General features: G+C 64.2%; 16 protein-coding genes. 11 read left to right on the top strand and 5 right to left on the bottom strand.

Annotated elements, in window-relative coordinates; genetic code table 11:
• Window positions 1–57: 57 nt before the first annotated feature.
• From sdaAA to OH491_RS01925, 4 genes are all read right to left on the bottom strand, one after another.
• Window positions 58–1,005, bottom strand: coding sequence for an L-serine ammonia-lyase, iron-sulfur-dependent, subunit alpha (gene sdaAA / locus OH491_RS01940; protein ID WP_084441993.1), 948 nt, complete (start codon window positions 1,003–1,005; stop codon window positions 58–60).
• Window positions 1,002–1,691: an L-serine ammonia-lyase, iron-sulfur-dependent subunit beta gene (gene sdaAB / locus OH491_RS01935; protein ID WP_068769580.1), complete on the bottom strand. Its 690-nt coding sequence runs from the start codon at window positions 1,689–1,691 to the stop codon at window positions 1,002–1,004. The genes sdaAA and sdaAB overlap by 4 nt, the downstream gene beginning before the upstream one ends.
• A 62-nt stretch (window positions 1,692–1,753) precedes the next feature.
• Window positions 1,754–2,800, bottom strand: coding sequence for a dihydrodipicolinate synthase family protein (locus tag OH491_RS01930; protein ID WP_068769581.1), 1,047 nt, complete (start codon window positions 2,798–2,800; stop codon window positions 1,754–1,756).
• 42 nt (window positions 2,801–2,842) lie between these two features.
• Window positions 2,843–3,916, bottom strand: a complete 1,074-nt coding sequence (locus tag OH491_RS01925) for an NAD(P)-dependent oxidoreductase (protein ID WP_334319182.1) — start codon at window positions 3,914–3,916, stop codon at window positions 2,843–2,845.
• A 280-nt stretch (window positions 3,917–4,196) separates the two neighbouring features.
• Between OH491_RS01925 and OH491_RS01920 the strand changes: the two genes are divergently transcribed.
• Both OH491_RS01920 and OH491_RS01915 read left to right on the top strand, forming a co-directional pair.
• Window positions 4,197–5,381, top strand: a complete 1,185-nt coding sequence (locus OH491_RS01920; RefSeq protein WP_068769582.1) for a M14 family zinc carboxypeptidase — start codon at window positions 4,197–4,199, stop codon at window positions 5,379–5,381.
• Between the two features lie 28 nt (window positions 5,382–5,409).
• Complete coding sequence (locus OH491_RS01915) at window positions 5,410–6,594, top strand: Gfo/Idh/MocA family protein (protein WP_068769583.1); 1,185 nt, start codon at window positions 5,410–5,412, stop codon at window positions 6,592–6,594.
• Between the two features lie 8 nt (window positions 6,595–6,602).
• On the opposite strand, the gene OH491_RS01910 is transcribed toward OH491_RS01915, so the two are convergent.
• Window positions 6,603–7,676: a LacI family DNA-binding transcriptional regulator gene (locus OH491_RS01910; protein WP_068769584.1), complete on the bottom strand. Its 1,074-nt coding sequence runs from the start codon at window positions 7,674–7,676 to the stop codon at window positions 6,603–6,605.
• Window positions 7,677–8,004: 328 nt separating this feature from the next.
• On the opposite strand from OH491_RS01910, the gene OH491_RS01905 reads away from it, so the two are divergent.
• From OH491_RS01905 to nagB, 9 genes are all read left to right on the top strand, one after another.
• On the top strand, window positions 8,005–9,414 hold the full coding sequence (locus OH491_RS01905) for a Gfo/Idh/MocA family oxidoreductase (RefSeq protein WP_084441995.1): 1,410 nt from the start codon (window positions 8,005–8,007) through the stop codon (window positions 9,412–9,414).
• A gap of 115 nt (window positions 9,415–9,529) precedes the next feature.
• Entirely contained in the window at window positions 9,530–10,621 is a 1,092-nt protein-coding gene (locus OH491_RS01900) for a hydroxyacid dehydrogenase (RefSeq protein WP_068769585.1), read from the top strand.
• Window positions 10,622–10,645: 24 nt separating this feature from the next.
• A complete protein-coding gene (locus tag OH491_RS01895) occupies window positions 10,646–12,388 on the top strand; it encodes a sodium:solute symporter family transporter (protein ID WP_068769586.1) in 1,743 nt (580 codons plus the stop codon).
• A gap of 21 nt (window positions 12,389–12,409) precedes the next feature.
• Window positions 12,410–13,540, top strand: coding sequence for a Gfo/Idh/MocA family protein (locus OH491_RS01890; protein WP_068769587.1), 1,131 nt, complete (start codon window positions 12,410–12,412; stop codon window positions 13,538–13,540).
• A gap of 12 nt (window positions 13,541–13,552) precedes the next feature.
• Entirely contained in the window at window positions 13,553–14,323 is a 771-nt protein-coding gene (locus tag OH491_RS01885; RefSeq protein ID WP_068769588.1) for a sugar phosphate isomerase/epimerase family protein, read from the top strand.
• Window positions 14,324–14,517: 194 nt separating this feature from the next.
• The gene (locus OH491_RS01880; RefSeq protein WP_068769856.1) at window positions 14,518–15,435 is read left to right on the top strand and encodes a sugar phosphate nucleotidyltransferase; all 918 of its coding nucleotides are present in this window, start codon (window positions 14,518–14,520) and stop codon (window positions 15,433–15,435) included.
• A 44-nt stretch (window positions 15,436–15,479) separates the two neighbouring features.
• On the top strand, window positions 15,480–16,625 hold the full coding sequence (locus OH491_RS01875) for a phosphotransferase enzyme family protein (protein WP_068769589.1): 1,146 nt from the start codon (window positions 15,480–15,482) through the stop codon (window positions 16,623–16,625).
• A complete protein-coding gene (locus OH491_RS01870) occupies window positions 16,622–17,569 on the top strand; it encodes an NAD-dependent epimerase/dehydratase family protein (protein WP_342750841.1) in 948 nt (315 codons plus the stop codon). The genes OH491_RS01875 and OH491_RS01870 overlap by 4 nt, the downstream gene beginning before the upstream one ends.
• Before the next feature lie 14 nt (window positions 17,570–17,583).
• Window positions 17,584–19,482, top strand: a complete 1,899-nt coding sequence (gene nagB, locus OH491_RS01865) for a glucosamine-6-phosphate deaminase (RefSeq protein ID WP_068769590.1) — start codon at window positions 17,584–17,586, stop codon at window positions 19,480–19,482.
• The last annotated feature ends 38 nt before the right edge of the window (window positions 19,483–19,520 follow it).

The raw sequence follows: 19,520 nt of genomic DNA, 5'->3' as shown, positions 1-19,520 counted from the left end.
GTATTGGAATTATTTTGTCAATATGAAACATGATAAAACTTTTCATGTTTCACATGCCTATTTGATATTCTCGGCGGGGTTCCGGATGGGTTGCGGCCGATGCAGGAGGCCCGTCGGGGTCGTGGCGAGGCCGGCCTGCGACGTTTCCTTGAGCGCGCGGGGCATCCGGCGGCCGATGTCGCGCATGGCAGTCACAACGTCGTCCAGGGGAACCATGCCGCGGATGCCGGCAAGCGCCATCGTCGCCGCAAGGAAGGAATGGACGGCAAACATGCCGTTGCGACTCACGCAGGGGATCTCAACATATCCGCCGATCGGGTCGCAGACCATGCCGAGGGTATTCATGAGCGCGAAGGCGGCGGCATCCGCCGCTTGTTGGGGAGTGCCTCCCTCCGCTTCCACAATGGCGGCGGCGGCCATCGCGGAAGCGCTGCCGACCTCCGCCTGGCATCCGCCTTGCGCCCCGGAAAAAGGCGCGCGGCGTCCGATGACCAGACCGATGCCCGCCGCGGTGAACAGGGCGCGGGCCGCCTGCTGCTCTGAGAGTCCGCGCGTTTCTTCCAGCATCAAAAGACAGGCGGGCACGATGCCGGAGGAGCCGGCGGTGGGCGTTGCCACGATGCGGCCGAACTGCGCGTTGATTTCGAGCACGGCGAAGCCATAGGCCATTGTCCGGGCGAGGTGCGGGCCGAGCAGCGGGGCGGCAGTTTGCGAATAGGCCTGCAAGCGCGCGGCATCGCCGCCGGAAAGTCCGCTGGTGGAGCGCGTGTTGATGGCCAGTCCCTGGCGGATGGCATCGCGCATGATGCGGTAGCGGTCTTCCATGCGGGCAAGCAGCGCGGAGGCGGGTTGCCCGGATTCGGCGGCTTCGCGTTGCAAGGCGGCGTCGGCGATGGCGCAGTGGCGGGCCGCGCAGAGAGCGACGAGCGTTTTTGCGCAGTCCCAGTCCCATGAACCGGCGGGCGCATTGGTGTCGTCAGTGGCGGATGAGCGGGAGCTGTTCACGGGAGCGGAGGCAGGGCGCGGAGGCGGGCGAGCCAGGGGATATGCGCGAAGAGATTGAGCGCGGCGGAGGGAAGCGGACCATCGGTTTCGATGACAGTGAGCGCATGCGTGCCCCGCCCGGTGCGCGTGGTTCGGAGCGCGGCAATGTTGACCTCGACACAGGCAACGATGGCCGTGATGTGGGCGAGAAAACCCCTCCGGTCTTCGTGCCAGCAAACAAGTGTGTCGAGGTCGCCGCGAAAGGACGTGGCGTAGCCGTCTATGCTCGATATCTCAATGACGCCGCCTCCGAGCGAGGAGCCGGTCATCGTGAGGGAATCCGGGGCATCGGCCGCTCCGGCCTCGGAGGAGGTTAGTTGAATGCGTGCGGTGTTGGGGTGAACGGACTCGCCCATATCCTCGGCGGCGAAGGCAAAGGCGAGGCCGGCGGCGGCGGCGAGTTCGCGCGAGCGCGGCAGGGAGGCGTCATCCGGAGCGAGGCCGAGCAGGCCGGCAAGAAGGGCGCGGTCGGTGGCGTGGCCGTGGCCGGTGGCCGCAAAAGATCCGTGAAGCGTGATCGCGGCGGCGCGCGGAACCTCGCCGAGCAAACGACGCGCCATGAGCCCAAGCCGCGCCGCGCCCGCCGTGTGCGAGCTGGAGGGGCCCACCATCACCGGACCGATGATATCAAAAGCGGAAAATGGCATGATGGAATCGGGTCGGCGGAACGTATATGCGGGATGCGCGGGAGTGCCATCCCGCGCCTGGTTTATTTAAGCCAGCGATGGCGGTTTTCTTGAACGAAGGTATCGTCGGTGAGCCACGGGTAGGCGCGAATGACACGATCGAGTTCGGCAGCCTGCCCGGGCGAGAGCTTTTCGTGCGGATTGAGGCAGGCGGTGGTTTCAAAAATTCCCTGGCGGCGGAGAATTTCGTGGATGCCGGGAATACAACCGGCAAAGCCGTTGGCGACATCGAAAATGGCGCCATTGGCATCGGTGAGCGCGGCGGCGCGCGCAAGCCAGTCGGCGGAAATTTTTTGCCTGTTCCTGGCTTTTTTGATGCCGGCCAGGATATCCGTCGCGCGCTCGGTCCACACGCCCCATTGGCCGAGAAGCCCGCCGACGACATACCTGGTTTTGCCCGCGTGGGCAAAGGGTGTGAGCAGATCGACAATGATATTGTCGTCGTTGCCGGTGTAGAGCGCGATGTCCTCGCGGCCGGAGTCGATGACGGCGCGGATGACATCATGTGTCTGATAGCGGTTGAAGGGAGCCATTTTCACGGCAACGACGTTTGGGATGTCGGCAAAGGCTCTCCAAAAGCGATAACTGAGCATGCGTCCACCCACCGCCGTCTGGAGATAAAACCCGATGACGGGAATCGTGCGGGCGACCCGTTCGCAATGGCGTATGATGACGCGCTCGTTTTCGTTTTTAAAGGCGGCGACGCTGAGGAGCGCGGCATGGTAGCCGAGTCCCGCCGCGATTTCCGCCTCAGTCACGGCTTGGGAGGTGCGGCCACAGACACCGGCAATCCGAAGAAACGGACGCGGACGAGAGTCGAGCCAGCTGGTGATGGTTTCAGCGGCGAAGGCGAGCAGGGGCCCAAAGAGACCGTGCTTTTTTTCGCGGATTTCGAACTGTGTGGAATGCACGCCGACAGCGACGCCTCCCGCGCCGGCATCCAGGTAATAGCGCAAGACGGCACGTTGGCGGAGTTCGGACCAGCGACGGCGGCGGTCGAGCGCAAGGGGCAAAGCAGGAATGACCTGGCCGGCGAGCAGATGGTTTCGGATGGAGGGGATACTGTGCATTTATATAAGTCTGGCGTTGGTTATATGGAGGGGCGGCGGGGATCAGAATTTGCCATCGCGTTTTTCAAAGCCGGTGGGTTTGCCCCATGTGTGGCCCCCGGAGGCGAGCCAGCTTGCGATCCATTGGCGCATGGTGCCGGGCGATGTCGGCGGAAGGCCGAAAAGCCGATGGGAATGCGAAGCGTCGTTGAGCCACGCGGTGGTCGCTTCGTCACCGGTGATGACCGGAGCGGCGCCCAAAAACGCACCAAAATCCGCGGCGATATCCCGGACGCGATGGACACCGGAACCGGTGATGTTGAGCGGCACGGCGGGGCTCGCCGCAATGGAGGCGGCACGAATGATGTGATTGAGCGCATCGGGTTGCCAGATGATATTGACGTGACCCATGGTGACGTCCACCGGCAGACCGTCGCGGACTTTCGTCGCGATGTCCACGAGCACGCCATAACGAAACTCGACGGCATAGTTGAGGCGAATGAGGACGACGGATGTGCCATGGGCGGCGGAGGCGGCGGCAAAGATTTGTTCGCGGCGAAGGCAGGATTGGGCATAATCACCGACCGGGGCGGGAGGCGTGGATTCCGTGCAACCACGGGTATTGACCGGGGCGAAAGGATAGACGCAACCGGTGGAGAAGACGACCATGCGGGAATCTTTGTAACGGGCGGCGACAAGCTTGGGGACGGTGACATTCATCTGCTCCAGAAGAAGGGGCGAGGAGGCGGTGCCGAATTTGACACCGGCCAGAAAAAACACGACGGATGCATCGGGAAGCGCGGCGACATTGACCGGCACGGAAAGGTCGCAAGGAATGGTGGTGATGCCGGCAGCCTCAAAGCCGCCGCGATCGCGCAAGGACGCAAAACGGGAAATGGCGATGACGCGGCGTTCGGGCTGCCCGGCGGCGACGGCTGCTTTCTTCAGCATGAGGCTGAGATGCAGGCCCATTTTCCCGCCTGCGCCGAGAATCGCGACCGGGCCCCGGGGCATCGCGGCCACGGCCTCGATGGTGGCGGGCGCCGGTTCGGAGAGAAAATCGTCCGCCGTGCCGGCGGTGCAAGGCGGCGGAGGAAGGTTCACGGCGGCCTTGGTCACATTGGGGGATGCAATCATGATAAAGTAACCATTTGGTTATAAGTTGGCCGATTGCAAGTCCGGTTTGCGTTTTGGCTTCAGATAAAATTCCTGCTAATCCGCATGCGTCCGGTGCTTTTCCAGTGAAAAGCGGGGCAAACTCAAAAATTCTCATTGAAAAATCACATGCGCATGTGAACATGTGGCCCCGTCGCTGCTTCCATCCCGGTATTCCAACTGTCGCGTGTTTTCCAACCTGCTTCTTTTTATGTCACCGTCCAATTCCCGCCGTCCATGCCGTGTCCGTGTTTTCGCCGTCTTGCTTGCGGGTTTCGTGTTTGCGCTGCCGATCTTCGCGGGGAAGCCCGTGCCGGGTAATCCGGATTTTCCCGATATCCCGAATGACTTGCTGCAGAACGCGGACGAAATCCCTGCCTTCTGGGTCAGCGAGGTTGATGCGATCGCCAGCTTTCTTAAGGAAAAAGTAAAGCGGGGGCGCGTCATGGAAATTGGCCGCACCGCCGGCGGGCGTCCGATTCTGGCCGTGGCCTACGGTGAGCCGCGCAAAGGCAGGGGCACCACGACGTTTTCCGGGGCGATCGGCTTTTTCGATGTGCGCGCGTATCTCGGTCCGGATCACGCGAAAAAAGTCTTCGTGGGGCTGGGCGGTGTCCATGGCGGGGAGTTCGAGGGCATTGTTGGCGTGGTGAATTTCATTTCGGTGCTGGAAACCGGCCGTGACCTGCGCGGTCGCGAGTGGCCCGAGTTGACCGCGGCCGCGGCCAGGATCGACCGAATCGTGCTGGTGCCTGTCGTAAACATCGACGGGCGGGTGCGCATTCCGCTGCGCATGGAGCCGTTTGCCGGCACGGACAATCGCTATCACCAATATTTCAACACGGGCACATGGAAAAACGGCAGGCCCATCGGCTGGCCCACGATCAAGGAGTTCATTCCGCTCGAGTTTTCCCGCACGCAGTTCCCTGGCGGATATCCGAACGATGCCGGCGTGAATCTGATGCACGATGATTTTCTCGGCGCCCGGCAGCCGGAGACACAAGCGCTGCTTGATCTCATGTCCCGCGAAAAGCCGGATTTGCTTTTCAACATGCACACGGGCGCGCCGCCGGAAAATTATTACATGCGCATGCATCGGCCCGCGGCCGAGTTGCGGCTCGATGCGGTTTACGAGGAGCTCTACCGCACCGTGCATACCGCGCTGGCGCTCGCCGGATTGCAGGGGACAAAGGATCCCGCCATCGAGGCGGCGAAGCCCAAGCGCGGCAACGCGCTCGTGAATCTGGATGCCGCGCTCAACATGCACTGCGGCGTGCTGTCGGTGGTCATCGAATCCCCGTCCCACAGCTTTGCGGGGAGGAACCGGCAAGGCGAAGTGGTTCCGCACAGCGCGGACATGCTTCTCGATGCCCAACTAGTCGCCTATCAGTCCGGGCTGGGTTTCCTTGCCGACAACGGCGGACGCGCCAAGTGGGCGCCAAAATGAAACGATACCACTTGTCGTCGCCATCTTTATGCACCAGCCCGCACCCGTTTCCGTCGCCATCATCGGCATCTCAGGTTACGGCAAATTCTATCTCGAACATTTGCTGCCCTTGGTGGAGTCAGGGACGGTGAGGCTTGTGGCCGCCACGGTCGTCAACCAGGTGGAGGAGGCCGCGACTTGCGCCAGACTCAAGGCGCTTGGGTGCCGCCTTTACGAGGATTTCCAACTCATGCTGGAAACACACCAAGGCACACTCGACCTGGCGCTCATCCCCACCGGCATCCCCTGGCATTCGCGCATGACCATCGCCGCGTTGCGGGCCGGCGCCAACGTGCTGGTTGAGAAACCGCTCGCCATGACATGGGAGGAAATCGAGGCCATCCAAAGCGCCAGCGCGGACAGCGGACGCTTTGTCGCGGTTGGATTTCAGCAAATGTATGCGGGCGTGACGCATCAAGTCCGCACCATGATTGAAGCGGGCGGAATCGGGCGATTACAGGCGGTGAGCGGGCTCGGGATGTGGCCGCGCCCCGAGTCGTATTTCCGCCGCAACTCGTGGGCGGGACGAATCCAGGCGGAAGGCATCAGTGTGTGGGATTCGCCCATCACCAACAGCCTCGCGCATTTTCTGCTGATGGGACTGCACTGGGCGATGGTGGGAGGGAATGACGATTTTGCCGGAATCGAGGCCGGACTTTATCGCGCGCAAGCCATCGAGAGTTACGACACTGCCGCCGTGCGCTTCGTCACCCGTGCCGGCGTCCGGTTTCTTTTCTTCGCCACGCATAGTTGCCGCGAGACATTCGACCCGATGCTCGTGCTTGAGGGAACCCAAGGGCGGATTGTCCGGACGCTGGACTCATGCGTATTGGAACGGGCTGATGGCACCCGCGCCATGATGACTGTCCCGAACGAAACCGCCGCCCGCACCCAAATGTTCGGTCAAGTGCTCCGCCGCCTTCGCCATCCAGACCAGCCAATCTGCGGTCCGGAGGAGGCGGCGCTGCATACCCGGTGCGTTTCCGCCGTGCATCATGCGAGCACGGTGCAAGATGTCCCTGCTGCCTTGATTCGGCGAGAATCGGCTGGTGGCAATTCCGATGCCCAGGTGTCCATTGTCGGCATTGAGCCCGCGCTTTTCCGCGCCTTTGCGGAACGGCGTCTGCCAAGTGAAATCGGCTTCCCGTGGTGCCGGCCGGCGGCGGTCCATTGACCGGTGGCTCACTTGGGCCAGCAGGGACCGGTGGACTCGCCGACAATCAGTTCCGGAGCCACCGATTCCACGACCGGTTGCCCGCGTTTGTCCGGCGGCAATGCTATCTGTTTGAGCAACATTGCGCCCGCCCGCTCCATGAGTCGCAGCGGATTTTGCTCTATTGTCGTGAGTGTCGGGTGCAGCTTTCTTGCCAGGTCAAGATTGTCGAAACCCGTGACGGACATGTGCCGCGGCACATCGATCCCCGCCTTGTGCAAGGCCTGGATCGCGCCCAGCGCGGTGCGGTCGTCCACTGCGATGATCGCGGTGGGGCGTTCCGTCCAGTCGAGAACGGTTTCCGCCATCAGTTCGCCTCGCTCGATCAAGCTCTCAATCTCCGGCGGCGGCTCCACGGGGCGAAGGACTTTGTGCGGGTTGAGGCCATTTGCCTTTGCCGTCTCCACCAAGGCCGGCCAGCGCCAGGGGTCGCTTTCGCGAATGCCCAACAACGCAAAGGAACGGTGCCCCAGCCGCAAAAGATGCTCCATCAGCAGGCGCATGGCGCGATGCCGGTCCAGAGCGACGGAGGGACTTTGCTGCGGGAGGTGCGGATCCACATGCACGCACGCGCGCGCGGCGAACAAGCGCCGGGTGGATGCCGCGTCCAGCTCGGAGTGAATCAGCACCATGCCGTCAACGTGGATGCGCTTAAAATCCTCGATCGCCCTTGTCTCGTGCTCCAGGTCCCTTGGCCGCATCTCGAGAAAACTGCGCAATTGATGGCGCCGGAAAAACTCCTGCAAATAATAAACCTTGCGATCCAGAATCGGGTTGCCGAGTCCCATGAAACAAACGCCGATCATGTTGGTGCGCCGTCCGCCCAGCCCGCGCGCCAGCGGGTTCGGCCTGAAGTCCAGCGCATCCATTGCCGACATGATTCGGAGACGCGTCTTTTCGTTCACTTCCGGGTGCCCATTGATCGCACGGGACACCGTCCAGCTTGAAAGATTCAGGTGACGGGCAAAGTCAGAGATCGACTTGATTTGCTCGGCGTTTTTGCCCGCGGCTGAGTTTTTTTTGGATGAGCCTTTTCGTGGCATAGGGGGAGAGATGATTTAAATTTGATAAACAAACGTCACGTTGTCGTGTGCCTTGCGAATGCAACGCCTGGTATCGATAATGGCAAGCCATCTTCCAATCCGTCTCGCATTTGCACCGGCCTTCCTGCCCTTGCGTCTCATCCCGGATTGAGATCGACGATCAGAAAAGTTCCGCATCAACCAGCCATTGCAGAAGCAGGCATGATAGTCTGCGCGACAGCATCAGATGCCAACAAAAGCTTTGACAAGTCATCATCAAATAATTCCAATACGCATGTGATTCAAGGCTTCCCTCTGCTCATTGAGGGTGCCATTCTCTTTTGCATCCATGATCATTCCACAATCCCATGCGCCCGGTCCCGCCGGGGCAAAGCCACTGTCCCGGACGTCCGCTCCCGTTCGCTTCGCCTTCGTAGGAACTGGCGGACGGGTCAGAACGTTTCTCGATCCCGTGCCGGCCCGGTTCCCCGCCGAGGCGGCAATCGTCGGACTGTGCGACGCAAGCATCGTGCGGGCGAGATTCCACCAGAAACGCCTGCGGGAGCGCTTTGGTTATGGCGAGGTGCCGGTGTATCAGGCGGCGGATTTCGGCCGCATGCTCCGCGAGACCAGGCCCGATGTCGTCGTGGTTTGCACCGTTGATTGCGAGCACGACCGCTATATCATCGAGGCGTTGCGCGCCGGCTGCGACGCGGTGACCGAAAAGCCCATGACCACCACCGCGGCCAAATGCGCCGCCATCCTGCGGGCCGCCGGGGAGAGCGAACGCGCGGTCCGCGTATGCTTCAACTACCGCTGGATACCCGGCGCGACCAAGGTGCGCGAAATACTGCGGGACGGTGTCATCGGCAAAGTCCGCCATGTCACCCTGGAATACCTCCTTAATACGAGCCACGGGGCCGATTACTTCCGCCGCTGGCATTCCGAAAAACACAATTCGGGCGGGTTGCTCGTCCACAAATCCACCCACCATTTCGACCTCGTCAACTGGTGGATCGACGCCATCCCCTCCGAAGTATTCGCCCACGGCGCGTTGCAATTTTATGGCCGGGAAAACGCGATTCGGCGCGGGGACGAAGCATTCACCCGCTATCCCCGCTATTACGGACAGGGTCCGATGAGCGCCGATCCCTTCGCCTACGATTACAGCCGGTCAATGATACAGGATATTCCTTATGAAAAAGCCATCTATCTGGGCGAGGCCGAAAAGGAAACCGGCTACGTGCGCGACCGGAATGTCTTTCGCAACGGCATTGACATCGAGGACACCATGAACGTCCTCGTCCGCTACCGCGACGGCACCCTGCTCAACTATTCGCTCAACGCGTTCAGCCCCTACGAGGGTTTCCGCGTCGCATTCAACGGGGATCGCGGGCGTGTCGAGTATCGCGAGTTCCACGGCGCCCATTTGGCGCCGGACGCCGGCATCGGGCAGGAGCACGCGCACGCCGGCAGGTCCGAGCTGCGGGTGTTTCCTCATTTCAAGCCGTCCTACTCCGTGGAAGTCCCCGTCATCCACGGAGCCCACGGCGGCAGCGACGACCTGTTGCAGGAGCAGATTTTTTCCAGCACCCCGCCGGTCGATCCTTTCCAGCGCGCCGCGGGGCCGGAACAAGGCGCCGCCTCCATCCTGATCGGCATCGCCGCCAACGAGAGCATCGCGACAGGCAAACCAGTGTCGGTTTCGAGCCTTGTGCCCTTGCGCCCCGACGCCATCCGGCTGGGCGAATTGCGCTAGGCGTCCCCTGTTTCATGGGCAATCATTGAACATGCCTCCCCGATTCCCCGCCGGGGCGCGCCCGCGTGAATTTTCAATTGGAATTTCCGCCACGGATCCAATACGCATTTGCACCATGCCAGTTCGCCCGTCCCATTCCAATGCCGACGCCTCGGGCGGTCCATCCGCGCCGGCGCGGGAAACCCGGACGGCGCCGCCCGCGGTGCTGTTCGCGCTCGCGCCCGTGGACCGGCGGCTCTTCCTCGACGCATCCCTGATGCCGTGGGACACGTTTGCCGGCGCCGCGCAGTGGATCGATCCCACCGCGCAATCACCGGAAACCTGGCGGGAAACCCTGCGAAGAATCGAGCCGGAGGTCATCGTCAGCGGCTGGGAGACGCTGCCGCTGCCGGAGCAGTGGATTCAAGATCCCGGGTGCCGTCTGCGATATGTCTGCCACCTCGCCGGCTCGGTGCGGCGTCTGGTGCCGCGGGCTTTTCTGGCCCGCGGCGGGCTGGTGAGCAACTGGGGCGGGATTGCGGCGGCGAGCGTGGCCGAGCACGCGTTGCTGCTGATTCTGGCGGCGCTGCGCGACCTCGGCTCCTGGCGCGACCACATCGCCGCCTTGTCGGCCCAAGGGCCGCAGGAGCGGCTGCCCACGCGCCCGCTGCGGGGACGCAGGATCGGGCTGCATGGCTTTGGGGGAATCGCACGGGCGCTTGTCGCGCTCTTGCGGTCCTTCGGCGTCACCATCCGGGCCTTTTCCGAGGGCGTGCCCGCCGGTGTCTTCCATGAGCATGGAGTGGAGAGGTGCGATTCGCTCGAGGCATTGTTCGGGCAAAGCGACGTGCTGGTGGAATGCGAGGCGCTGACGGAAAAGACCAGGGGCTCGGTCACCGCCGCCTTGCTGCGCCTGCTGCCGGATGACGCCGTTTTTGTGAATGTCGGCCGGGGCCGGGTGGTGGCGGAGGACGCGCTGGCCGAGGCTGCGTCCAGCCGCCGCCTGCGCGTCGCGGTGGATGTCGTATCCAACGAACCGATACAAGAGGATCATCCGCTCCTGCGCGCGCCGGGGGCGATCGTCTCCCCGCACATCGGCGGGCCGACGCGGGAGGAATACGGCCTCTGCGGGCGCCGCGCGTGGGAGAACCTCAACCGGTATTTGCGCGGCGAGCCTCCCGAGGATGACTCGCTTGTCTCCCTGGAACTTTACGACCGCTCAACCTGAGCCGGCGGCTCTCTCCCCTTCCCCATGATCACCATATTCGACTACATCGTCATTGCCGCTTTCTTTGCCTTCCTTCTGGGCTCCGGCTGGTATTTCCGCCGGTTCAGCAAGGACAGCAGCCAGTATTTCCGCGGCGGCGGGCGGATGGCCTGGTGGCTGGTCGGCTGCTCGGCGTTCATGAGCGCGTTCAGCGCCTGGACTTTCACGGGGGCGGCCGGGCAGGCCTACGAGCACGGCTTGGTCGTGCTCACCATTTACTGGGCCGGCGCGCTGGCCTTTCTTGTCAACGCGGGCTGCACGGCGGCATGGTTCCGCCAGACGCGCGTCATCACGTCCATGGAGGCGATCCGGGCGCGGCTCGGGCCGGCCAACGAGCAATTCTACACTTGGCTCGCGCTGCCGATAGGCATCATCGTCGCCGGCATCTGGCTCTACGGTCTCTCCGTGTTTTGCGCGCCGGTCTTCGGCTTCAACCTTCAGGCCATGATCCTGATTTGCGGGATCGCGGTCGTGCTCATGACGGCCTCCGGGGGCCAGTGGGCGATCGTCGCCACCGATTTCATGCAGGCGTTGATGCTGATCCCCATCGCCATTGTCGCGGCGGTGGCGGCATGGTTTTCCGTCGGCGGCTGGTCCGGCCTGCGCGAAACCCTGCCCGCGACCCATTGGGATCTTTCGGCATCAGCCTCGGTGTCATTCGGCAAATTGTGGGTGGTCGCCGTCCTGCTGGAAAAATTCTTCGTCCAAAACGCGCTGCACGGCGCGGGCCGTTATTTGAATGTCCGCGACGGGCGCGAGGCGAAAAAGGCGGCGCTGCTGGCCACCCTGCTCTTTGGCGGCGCCTCGTTCCTCTGGTTCCTCCCTCCCCTGGCCGCCCGGGCGCAAGGGCTGGATCTGGCGGCGTTGTTTCCGGGGCTGACCAAGCCTTCCGAGGCCGCCTATGTGGCGGTCGCCTCGCGGGTGCTGCCCGCGGGATTGATGGGACTGATGATCACGGGCATCATCGCGGCCACGTTGTCGTCAATGGACGCGGGATTGAACCGCAACGCCGGCATCTTCGTGCGCAGTGTGTATATGCCGTTGCTGCGTCCGCGGGCGGGAGACCGCGAGCAGGTCCTGGCGGGGCGGATCGCGACGCTGGCGTTTGGCGCCATCGTGATCCTGACGGCGCTGCTCTACAGCACATGGAAAGACCTGGGGGTCTTCGATCTCATGTTCGGATTCAGCGCGCTCATGGGCATTCCGTATGCCGTGGCCGCGACCTGGTGCCTGTTCATCAAGCGCGTGCCGGACTGGGCGGCGTGGTCCACGGTGCTGGTCGGCATGGGCGTGGGCGCGGCCATAAGCGGCGCGCCCAGGCTCCTCGGGGGACTCGTCACCGAGGGCTCGGCCTGGGCCGGGCGGCTGGCGTGGATGGGCGATCATCATTTCATCTCGGTGACGCTTGGCGGGGTGGCGGTCAGCTCGTTGTGGTTTTTCGGCGTGGCAAAATTGTTCGGCCCGCGCATCCGCCCGGAACGCATGGCGGAGATAGAAAACTTCTTTTCCACCATGCGCCGCCCGGTCGAGGCGGCGGCGGAGTCGGTCGAGCAGGTCAACACCCGCGGCACGCAAGGCATCGGACGGCTGTGCCTTTTGTACGGCGGATTCATCATGCTGCTGGCACTCATCCCGAATGGCCTCGTTGGGCGGCTTGAAATTCTTTTCTGCGCATTGTTCATCGCGGGCATCGGCTTCGCACTGACGCGCGTCGGACGCGCCCGTTGATTTTTGTCCCCAACAAGCACTATGCGCAAAATTCGTTTCGGCATCGTCGGCATGGGAAACATCGGCGCGAGCCACGCCCGCGCCCTGCTGGATGGCCGGGCGGCCCGGGCGGAGCTGGGCGCGGTTTGCGACACCGATCCGGCGCGGCTCGACGCTTGGCGCGGGGCGGCGCGGGTTTTTTCGCGCCTCGACGAGATGCTGGCGTCCGACGTACTCGACGCCCTGCTGGTCGCCACGCCGCATTTCGGGCACGTTGAGGCGGCGACGGCAGGATTGCGGTCGGGCCGGCACGTGCTCGTTGAAAAACCAATCGCCGTCCACAAGGCCGACGCCGTCCGCATGCTCGCGGCGCACACGGACAAAAGCCTCCGCTTCGGGGTGATGTTCAACCAGCGCACGAATCCGGCCTTTCGGAAAATCCGCCGGCTGCTGCAAGCCGGTGAGTTGGGCGCGCCCCGCCGGGTGCAGTGGACGTTGACCGACTGGTTCCGCCCCGACGCGTATTACCGCTCCAGCTCCTGGCGGGCCACGTGGGGTGGCGAAGGCGGCGGCGTGCTGGTGAACCAAAGCCCGCACCAGCTCGACCTGTTGTGCTGGTTGTTCGGCCTGCCGGGGAGCACGCGCGCCTTCTGCCATTTCGGCAAGTATCACGAGATCGAGGTCGAGGACGAGGTCACCGCCTACCTCGAATGGCCCGGCGGCGCGACGGGCGTTTTCATCACCTCGACGGGCGAGGCGCCGGGCACGAACCGCCTTGAAATCGCCTGCGACCGTGGGCGGGTTGTTTATGAAAACGGACGGCTGGCCTTCACCCGCAACGAAACACCGGCGCCGGTGTTTTGCCGCGAGACGGACGAGCCTTTCGGCGTGCCGCCGGTGTGGAACGCGGACATCCCGGTCGGCGGCGCCGGCGGGCAGCACGCCGAAATCATGCAAAATTTCGCCGACTCGATTCTGGACGGCGCGCCGCTCATCGCGCCCGCGGAGGAGGGGTTGCAACAGGTCGAGCTCGCCAACGCCATGCTCCTCTCCACCTGGCTCGGACGCACCGTCGAACTGCCGCTGGACGGCGTCGTGTTCGCCGCCGAACTCGAAACGCGCATCGCCCGGTCCGCCGCCCATCGCCCGAAAAACGCGCCCGCCACCCGTTGATGCCTTTCCCCGATGAAACTGTCGCAAGTCGCACTGCAACTTTACACCCTGCGCGATCACTGCCGTGACGCCGCGCAATTCGCCGCCACGGCAAAGCGCGTCCGGGAAATCGGCTACACCGCTGTCCAGATCAGCGGAGTCGGCCCGATTCCGGAAAGCGAACTCGTCGCCATCACGCGCGGCGAAGGGCTCTCCATTTGCGCGACGCACGAGCCGGGGCCAAAAATCCTCGACGAAACCGGGGCCGTCATAGACCGGCTTCAGGCGCTGGGCTGCCGCAACACCGCCTACCCTAACCTTGCGGGCATTGACCTCGCGGACGCGGGACAACTCGAAACCCTGGCGCGGAAGCTCGACGCCGCCGGTGCGCGGCTTCGCGCCGCCGGCCTGACGCTGGGCTACCACAACCACGCATGCGAATTTGCGCGATTCCGCGACACCACCATTTTCGAGTATCTCCTGTCCCGCACCGACCCGCGCAACCTCGTGTCGGAGCTCGACACCTTCTGGGTGTGGTATGGCGGTCACGACGTGGTGGACTGGTGCCGGCGTTTGCGCGGGCGCCTGCCGTTCATTCACCTCAAGGACTACGGCATCACGGTCGGAAACCACCACGAATACCGGGAAATCGGCGCGGGCTCGCTGCCGTTCCCGAAAATCATCGCCGAGGCCGAGGCGGGCGGTTGCGAGTGGTTCATCGTCGAGCAGGACGAGACGCCCGGCGACCCGTTCGTCTCGGTGCGGCAAAGCTTCGAATACATCCGGGACCATCTGGTGTCGTGAGCCGCCCTCCGGCTTGGACAGCCCGGCCCGGCGGCCGGGACGCTTCGGGATGTCCCCGGTCATTGCCCTGCCCCGCGTCAAGTGAAACAGCACGGTGTCATAGGGGAGGAATCATCTTCTCGAAAAATCTAAAATGTTAAATCGATAGAATTATTGACATATTCGATTTAATGCGCCTTTTTCCACCAAAGTTCATGCGATCACCCTCATTACTCATCCTCGCCGCCGGCATGGGCAGTCGTTACGGCGGCCTGAAGCAAATCGACCCTGTCGGCCCATCGCAGGAGACGGTGCTCGACTACTCGGTTTTCGACGCGTTGCGCTCCGGATTCAAAAAAATCGTTTTTGTCATACGCCGTGATTTCGAAGCGGAATTCCGCGAAAAGGTGGGCCGCCGCTTCGGGGGGCGCGTCGAAGTCCGCTATGTCTTTCAGGATCCGCACGCGTTGCCTGGCGATCGCAAGTGCTCCTCCGTCCGTGAAAAACCCTGGGGGACCGGCCATGCCGTCTGGTGCGCTCGTGACGCGCTCAAGGAGCCCTTCGCAGTGATCAATGCCGACGATTTCTACGGCGCCGACTCTTTCAGGCAGCTCGGCTCGTTCCTTTCCGCCGCCGATCCCGCGGCCTTGCCCGCGGCCTGCTGCATGGCCGGCTTCCGGCTCGACCGCACGCTCTCGGAGCATGGCGCGGTTTCCCGCGGTATTTGTTCTATGGATACAAGCGGGCGGCTCGTCTCCGTCGAGGAATGCACCGGCATCGAGCGCCTGCCCGACGGAGGGGCGCGGATCAAGGACGGCGGGGGCTCCGCGCGCTTCCTCACCGGCGCGGAGACAGCCTCGATGAACTGCTGGGGCTTCACTCCCGCCATCCTGCCGCCGCTGGAACGGCATCTTGGAAAATTCCTCGACAGCCATGGCGGCGAAACAAAAACCGAGTTCTACCTGCCTGCGGCCGTCACCGCCATGATCGGATGCCGCGAGGCCGTCGTGGATGTGCTGCCCGCCGCCGGCTCGTGGTTCGGCATCACTTACCGGGAGGACCGCCCGCGCGTGGTCGCGGCCCTCCGCGCACTTGTGGATGCCGGCGTCTATCCGGAGCGGCTCTGGTCCTGAACTTTTCACCGGCGTCAACCCAACCCTCGTTTCAAACCTTCGCCATGCCCCCTTCGCCAGCAACTGTGGATTTCACCCGCCTCGCCCGCGGTTTCGCGCTGTACGGCCAGTGCCTCGGCGGCCAGCCCTACGGCAACGGCCACATCAACGACACCTACGTCGTCAACTTCGACCAGGCCGGCGCGCCCGTGCGCTACATTTTCCAGCGCATCAACAATCGCGTTTTCAAAAACGTGCCCGCGCTCATGGACAACATCCGCCGCGTCACCGCCCACGCCGCGAGCCAGGCGGCAAAGCTTGGCGGCGGCGATGTCTCGCGCCGCGCGCTCACGCTCATTCCCGCGCATGACGGGCGCCCCTGCCTGACCGACGAGCACGGCGGATTCTGGCGCTGCTACCTCTTCATCGAAAAAGCGCGCACCTACGACATCGTCGAGACCCCCGCCCATGCCCGCGAGGCCGCGCGCGCGTTCGGGAATTTCCAGCGCCTCCTCACCGGCCTGCCCGGCGCGCGCCTCCACGAGACGATCCCCGATTTCCACAACACCCGCCGCCGCTACGAAAACCTCATGCGCGCCGTCAACGCCGATCCCCTCAACCGCGCCGCCGCCGTGCGCGCCGAGATCGATTTCGCCCGGCAAAACGAACCGCTCGTGGACGTGCTCGCCAAGCTTCACGCCTCCGGGGAAATCCCCGAGCGGGTCACGCACAACGACACCAAGTTCAACAACGTCATGCTCGACGATGACACGCATACGGGGGTCTGCGTGATCGACCTCGACACCGTCATGCCCGGCCTCGCGCTCCACGACTTCGGCGACATGGTGCGCTCCGCCACCAACTCGGCCGCCGAGGACGAGCCCGATCTTTCCAAGGTTTCGATGCGCATGCCCGTTTACGAGGGACTGGTCGAGGGCTACCTTGCCGCCGCGGGCGATTTCCTCACCGGGGCGGAGCGCGCCCATCTCGCACTCTCGGGCCGGGTCATCACCTTTGAAATCGGCCTGCGTTTCCTCACCGATCACATCGAGGGCGATGTTTATTTCAAAACCAAGCGCCCCGGCCACAACCTCGACCGGGCGCGCAACCAGTTCGCGCTCGTCCGTGACATCGACGCGCGGCAATCGGAAATGGAGTCCGTGGCCGGACGCCTCTTCAAGGAACCTGCCCCGCCCGCCCCCGCGCCATGAAAAAAATCCTCATCACCGGAGGCTGCGGTTTCATCGGCAGCCACATCGCGGAAATGCTCCAGCACGACGCCGAGGTCATCGTCTTTGACAACCTGCGCACCGGGCACCTCCGCAACCTCGAAGGCATCCGCGCCCGGTTTGTCGAGGGCTCCATCCTCGACCGCGCCGCGCTCCGCGCCGCGCTCAAGGGCGTGGAGCACGTCTATCATCTCGCCGCGCTCATCAGCGTGCCCGAGTCCGTCGAAAAACCGCGCGAGTGCGTCGACATCAACGTCACCGGCCTGCTCAATGTCCTTGAGGAATCCGCCGCCGCGGGCGTGAGGCGCTTTTTCTTCGCCTCCTCCGCCGCCGTCTATGGCGACAACCCCGCCGTGCCCAAGGTGGAGACCATGCTGCCCGAGCCGCGCAGCCCCTACGCCGTCACCAAGCTCGACGGCGAGTATTACTGCCGGCAGTTCGCCGAGGCGGGCCGCCTCGGGGCGGTCGCGCTGCGTTTTTTCAACGTCTTCGGCCCCCGCCAGGATCCCAGGAGCGCCTACGCCGCCGTCGTGCCCGTGTTCATGCAAAAGGCCCTCGCCGGCGAGCCGCTTGTCATCCACGGCGACGGCGGCCAGACGCGGGACTTCATCTATGTGAAGGACCTCGCCGCGGCATGTATCCATGTTACAAATACAAACGGCCTCGCGGGCGTGTATAACGCCGGCTACGGCGGCCAGCTCACCGTGCTGGAGCTGGCCCGGCGCGTCATGGCGCTGGCCGGGTCGCGCTCGGGCATTGTCCACGCCCCTGTGCGCGCGGGCGATGTGCGCCACTCCCGCGCTGACGTCGGCGCGCTCCGCGCCGCCGGCTTCGTCCCGGGGGTCGGTCTCGACGCGGGGCTGTCCGCGACGCTCGACTATTTCAAATCCCGTGCCGCCTCCGGCGGGACGGCCGGCGAACCGTGAACCCGTCAATCACAATGAACCACACCATCGAAAGCCAGCAACGCGAACGCGTGCGCATCCATGTCCATGACACGGCTGACGAGGCGTCGCGCGCCCTTGCGCGGGAAATCGCCGTCCTGGTCCGGGACCGCGCCGCGGCCGGGCGCGCCGCCGTGATCGGCCTCGCCACCGGCTCCACGCCCGTCCGCCTTTACCGCGAGCTTGTCCGGATGCACCGCGAGGAGGGACTGAGCTTCAAAAACGTCGTCACCTTCAACCTCGACGAATACCACGGCATCCCCCGCGCCCACGCCGAAAGCTACTGGCGCTTCATGCACGAGCAGCTTTTCGATCACATCGACATCCCCCCCGCCGCCGTCCACATCCCCGACGGCACGGTGCCGCGCGCCGCCGTGTTCGACTGGTGCCGCGACTACGAGCGGCAGATCAAGGAGGCCGGCGGCATCGACCTGCAAATCCTCGGCATCGGGCGCACGGGACACATTGGCTTCAACGAACCCGGCTCGGGCGCGGACTCGCGCACGCGCCTGGTCACGCTCGACAGCATGACGCGGCGCGACGCCGCCCGCGATTTCCTCGGCGAGGCCAATGTCCCGCGTCACGCCATCACGATGGGTGTCGGCACGATTCTCGACGCGCGGCGGATCGTCCTTCTCGCCTGGGGCGGGGCCAAGGCCCGCGTCATCGCCGACGCCGCCGAGAAGCCACCCTCCGAGACGCTGCCCGCGAGCTTCCTCCAGCAGCACCCTGACGCCACCTTCCTTGTCGACCGGGCCGCCGCCTCGGAACTCACCCGCGTCAGGCTTCCGTGGCTCGTCGGCCATGTCGGGTGGTCCCCTTCCCTCTCCCGCCGCGCCGTCGCGTGGCTCTCCCGCCATGTGAAAAAGCCCGTGCTCAAGCTCCTCGACGATGATTACACCGAGCACGGCATGGCCGACCTCCTCACCGAGCAGGGCCCCGCCTACATGCTCAATATCCGCATCTTTAACGAGCTCCAGCACACCATCACCGGATGGCCCGGCGGCAAACCCGGCGCGGACGACACGCACCGCCCCGAGCGCGCCGCGCCGCACCCGAAACGCGTGCTCGTTCTCAGTCCCGAGCCCTCCGACGATGTGCTGGGCATGGGCGGCACCATCCGGCGCCTCGTCGAGCAGGGCCATCACGTCACCATCGCAAGCCAGACCTCGGGCAACCTGGGCGTCCCCGATGACGAAGCCGCCACGCTCGCCGATTTCATGATCGAACTGGACGATTCCGGTCCCCGTGAAACCGGCGGCGGTTCCGGCGCCGCCCTCGCCCGCCTGATCAAACAGCAGCTCGACTCGAAATCCGCCTTCGACGGCGATCCGCCCGAGTTGCGCCGCTTCAAGGGCGTCCTCCGCCGTGGCGAGGAGCGCGCCGCGCTGCGCTCCTGCGGCGTATCCACGGAAAACATACACTTCCTCGACCTGCCCTTCTATGAGCAGGGCCGCTACCGCCAGTTCCGTGCCGGCGGGGCCGACGTGGACACCATGGTCGCCCTCCTGCGCAAACTCGAACCGCATCAAATTTTTGCCACCGGCGACTCCGAGGACCCCAGTTCGGTTCCCGCCATCTGTTTCGATGTGTTGCGCCAGGCCCTAGCGCGCACCCGTGACGACGGCTGGCGGCGCGACTGCCGCGTCTGGCTCTATCGCAGCCCTGCGCGCGACTGGGACATCGCCGGGATCGACATGGCCGTCCCGATGAGTCCGATGGAGTTGTCCGCGAAAATCCAGTCCATCCGCCATCATAAAAGCCAGCGCGGCCAGCAAACAGGCGAGGCCTGGCAGCAGGCCGGACATCATGACCAGACCGTCGCCCGCGCCTACGATGAGTTTGGACTTGCCAACTACGAGGCCATTGAACCCTTCCGGCAATGGAAGGAATAATGATACCCCTCCTCCTCTTTTTCCCTCAATCCACCCTG

This window comes from Termitidicoccus mucosus (assembly GCF_038725785.1).
Taxonomy (GTDB): Bacteria; Verrucomicrobiota; Verrucomicrobiia; order Opitutales; family Opitutaceae; genus Termitidicoccus; species Termitidicoccus mucosus.
This window is presented reverse-complemented; position numbering and strand designations above follow the sequence as displayed.

Coding starts and splice junctions, on each gene's coding strand:
- OH491_RS01880 (WP_068769856.1), top strand. CDS start 14,518: ATGCGATCACCCTCATTACTCATCCTCGCCGCCGGCATGGGCAGTCGT.
- OH491_RS01875 (WP_068769589.1), top strand. CDS start 15,480: ATGCCCCCTTCGCCAGCAACTGTGGATTTCACCCGCCTCGCCCGCGGT.
- OH491_RS01930 (WP_068769581.1), bottom strand. CDS start 2,800: ATGCACAGTATCCCCTCCATCCGAAACCATCTGCTCGCCGGCCAGGTC.
- OH491_RS01905 (WP_084441995.1), top strand. CDS start 8,005: ATGATCATTCCACAATCCCATGCGCCCGGTCCCGCCGGGGCAAAGCCA.
- OH491_RS01925 (WP_334319182.1), bottom strand. CDS start 3,916: ATGATTGCATCCCCCAATGTGACCAAGGCCGCCGTGAACCTTCCTCCG.
- OH491_RS01910 (WP_068769584.1), bottom strand. CDS start 7,676: ATGCCACGAAAAGGCTCATCCAAAAAAAACTCAGCCGCGGGCAAAAAC.
- OH491_RS01900 (WP_068769585.1), top strand. CDS start 9,530: ATGCCAGTTCGCCCGTCCCATTCCAATGCCGACGCCTCGGGCGGTCCA.
- OH491_RS01895 (WP_068769586.1), top strand. CDS start 10,646: ATGATCACCATATTCGACTACATCGTCATTGCCGCTTTCTTTGCCTTC.
- sdaAB (WP_068769580.1), bottom strand. CDS start 1,691: ATGCCATTTTCCGCTTTTGATATCATCGGTCCGGTGATGGTGGGCCCC.
- nagB (WP_068769590.1), top strand. CDS start 17,584: ATGAACCACACCATCGAAAGCCAGCAACGCGAACGCGTGCGCATCCAT.
- OH491_RS01915 (WP_068769583.1), top strand. CDS start 5,410: ATGCACCAGCCCGCACCCGTTTCCGTCGCCATCATCGGCATCTCAGGT.
- OH491_RS01885 (WP_068769588.1), top strand. CDS start 13,553: ATGAAACTGTCGCAAGTCGCACTGCAACTTTACACCCTGCGCGATCAC.
- OH491_RS01870 (WP_342750841.1), top strand. CDS start 16,622: ATGAAAAAAATCCTCATCACCGGAGGCTGCGGTTTCATCGGCAGCCAC.
- OH491_RS01890 (WP_068769587.1), top strand. CDS start 12,410: ATGCGCAAAATTCGTTTCGGCATCGTCGGCATGGGAAACATCGGCGCG.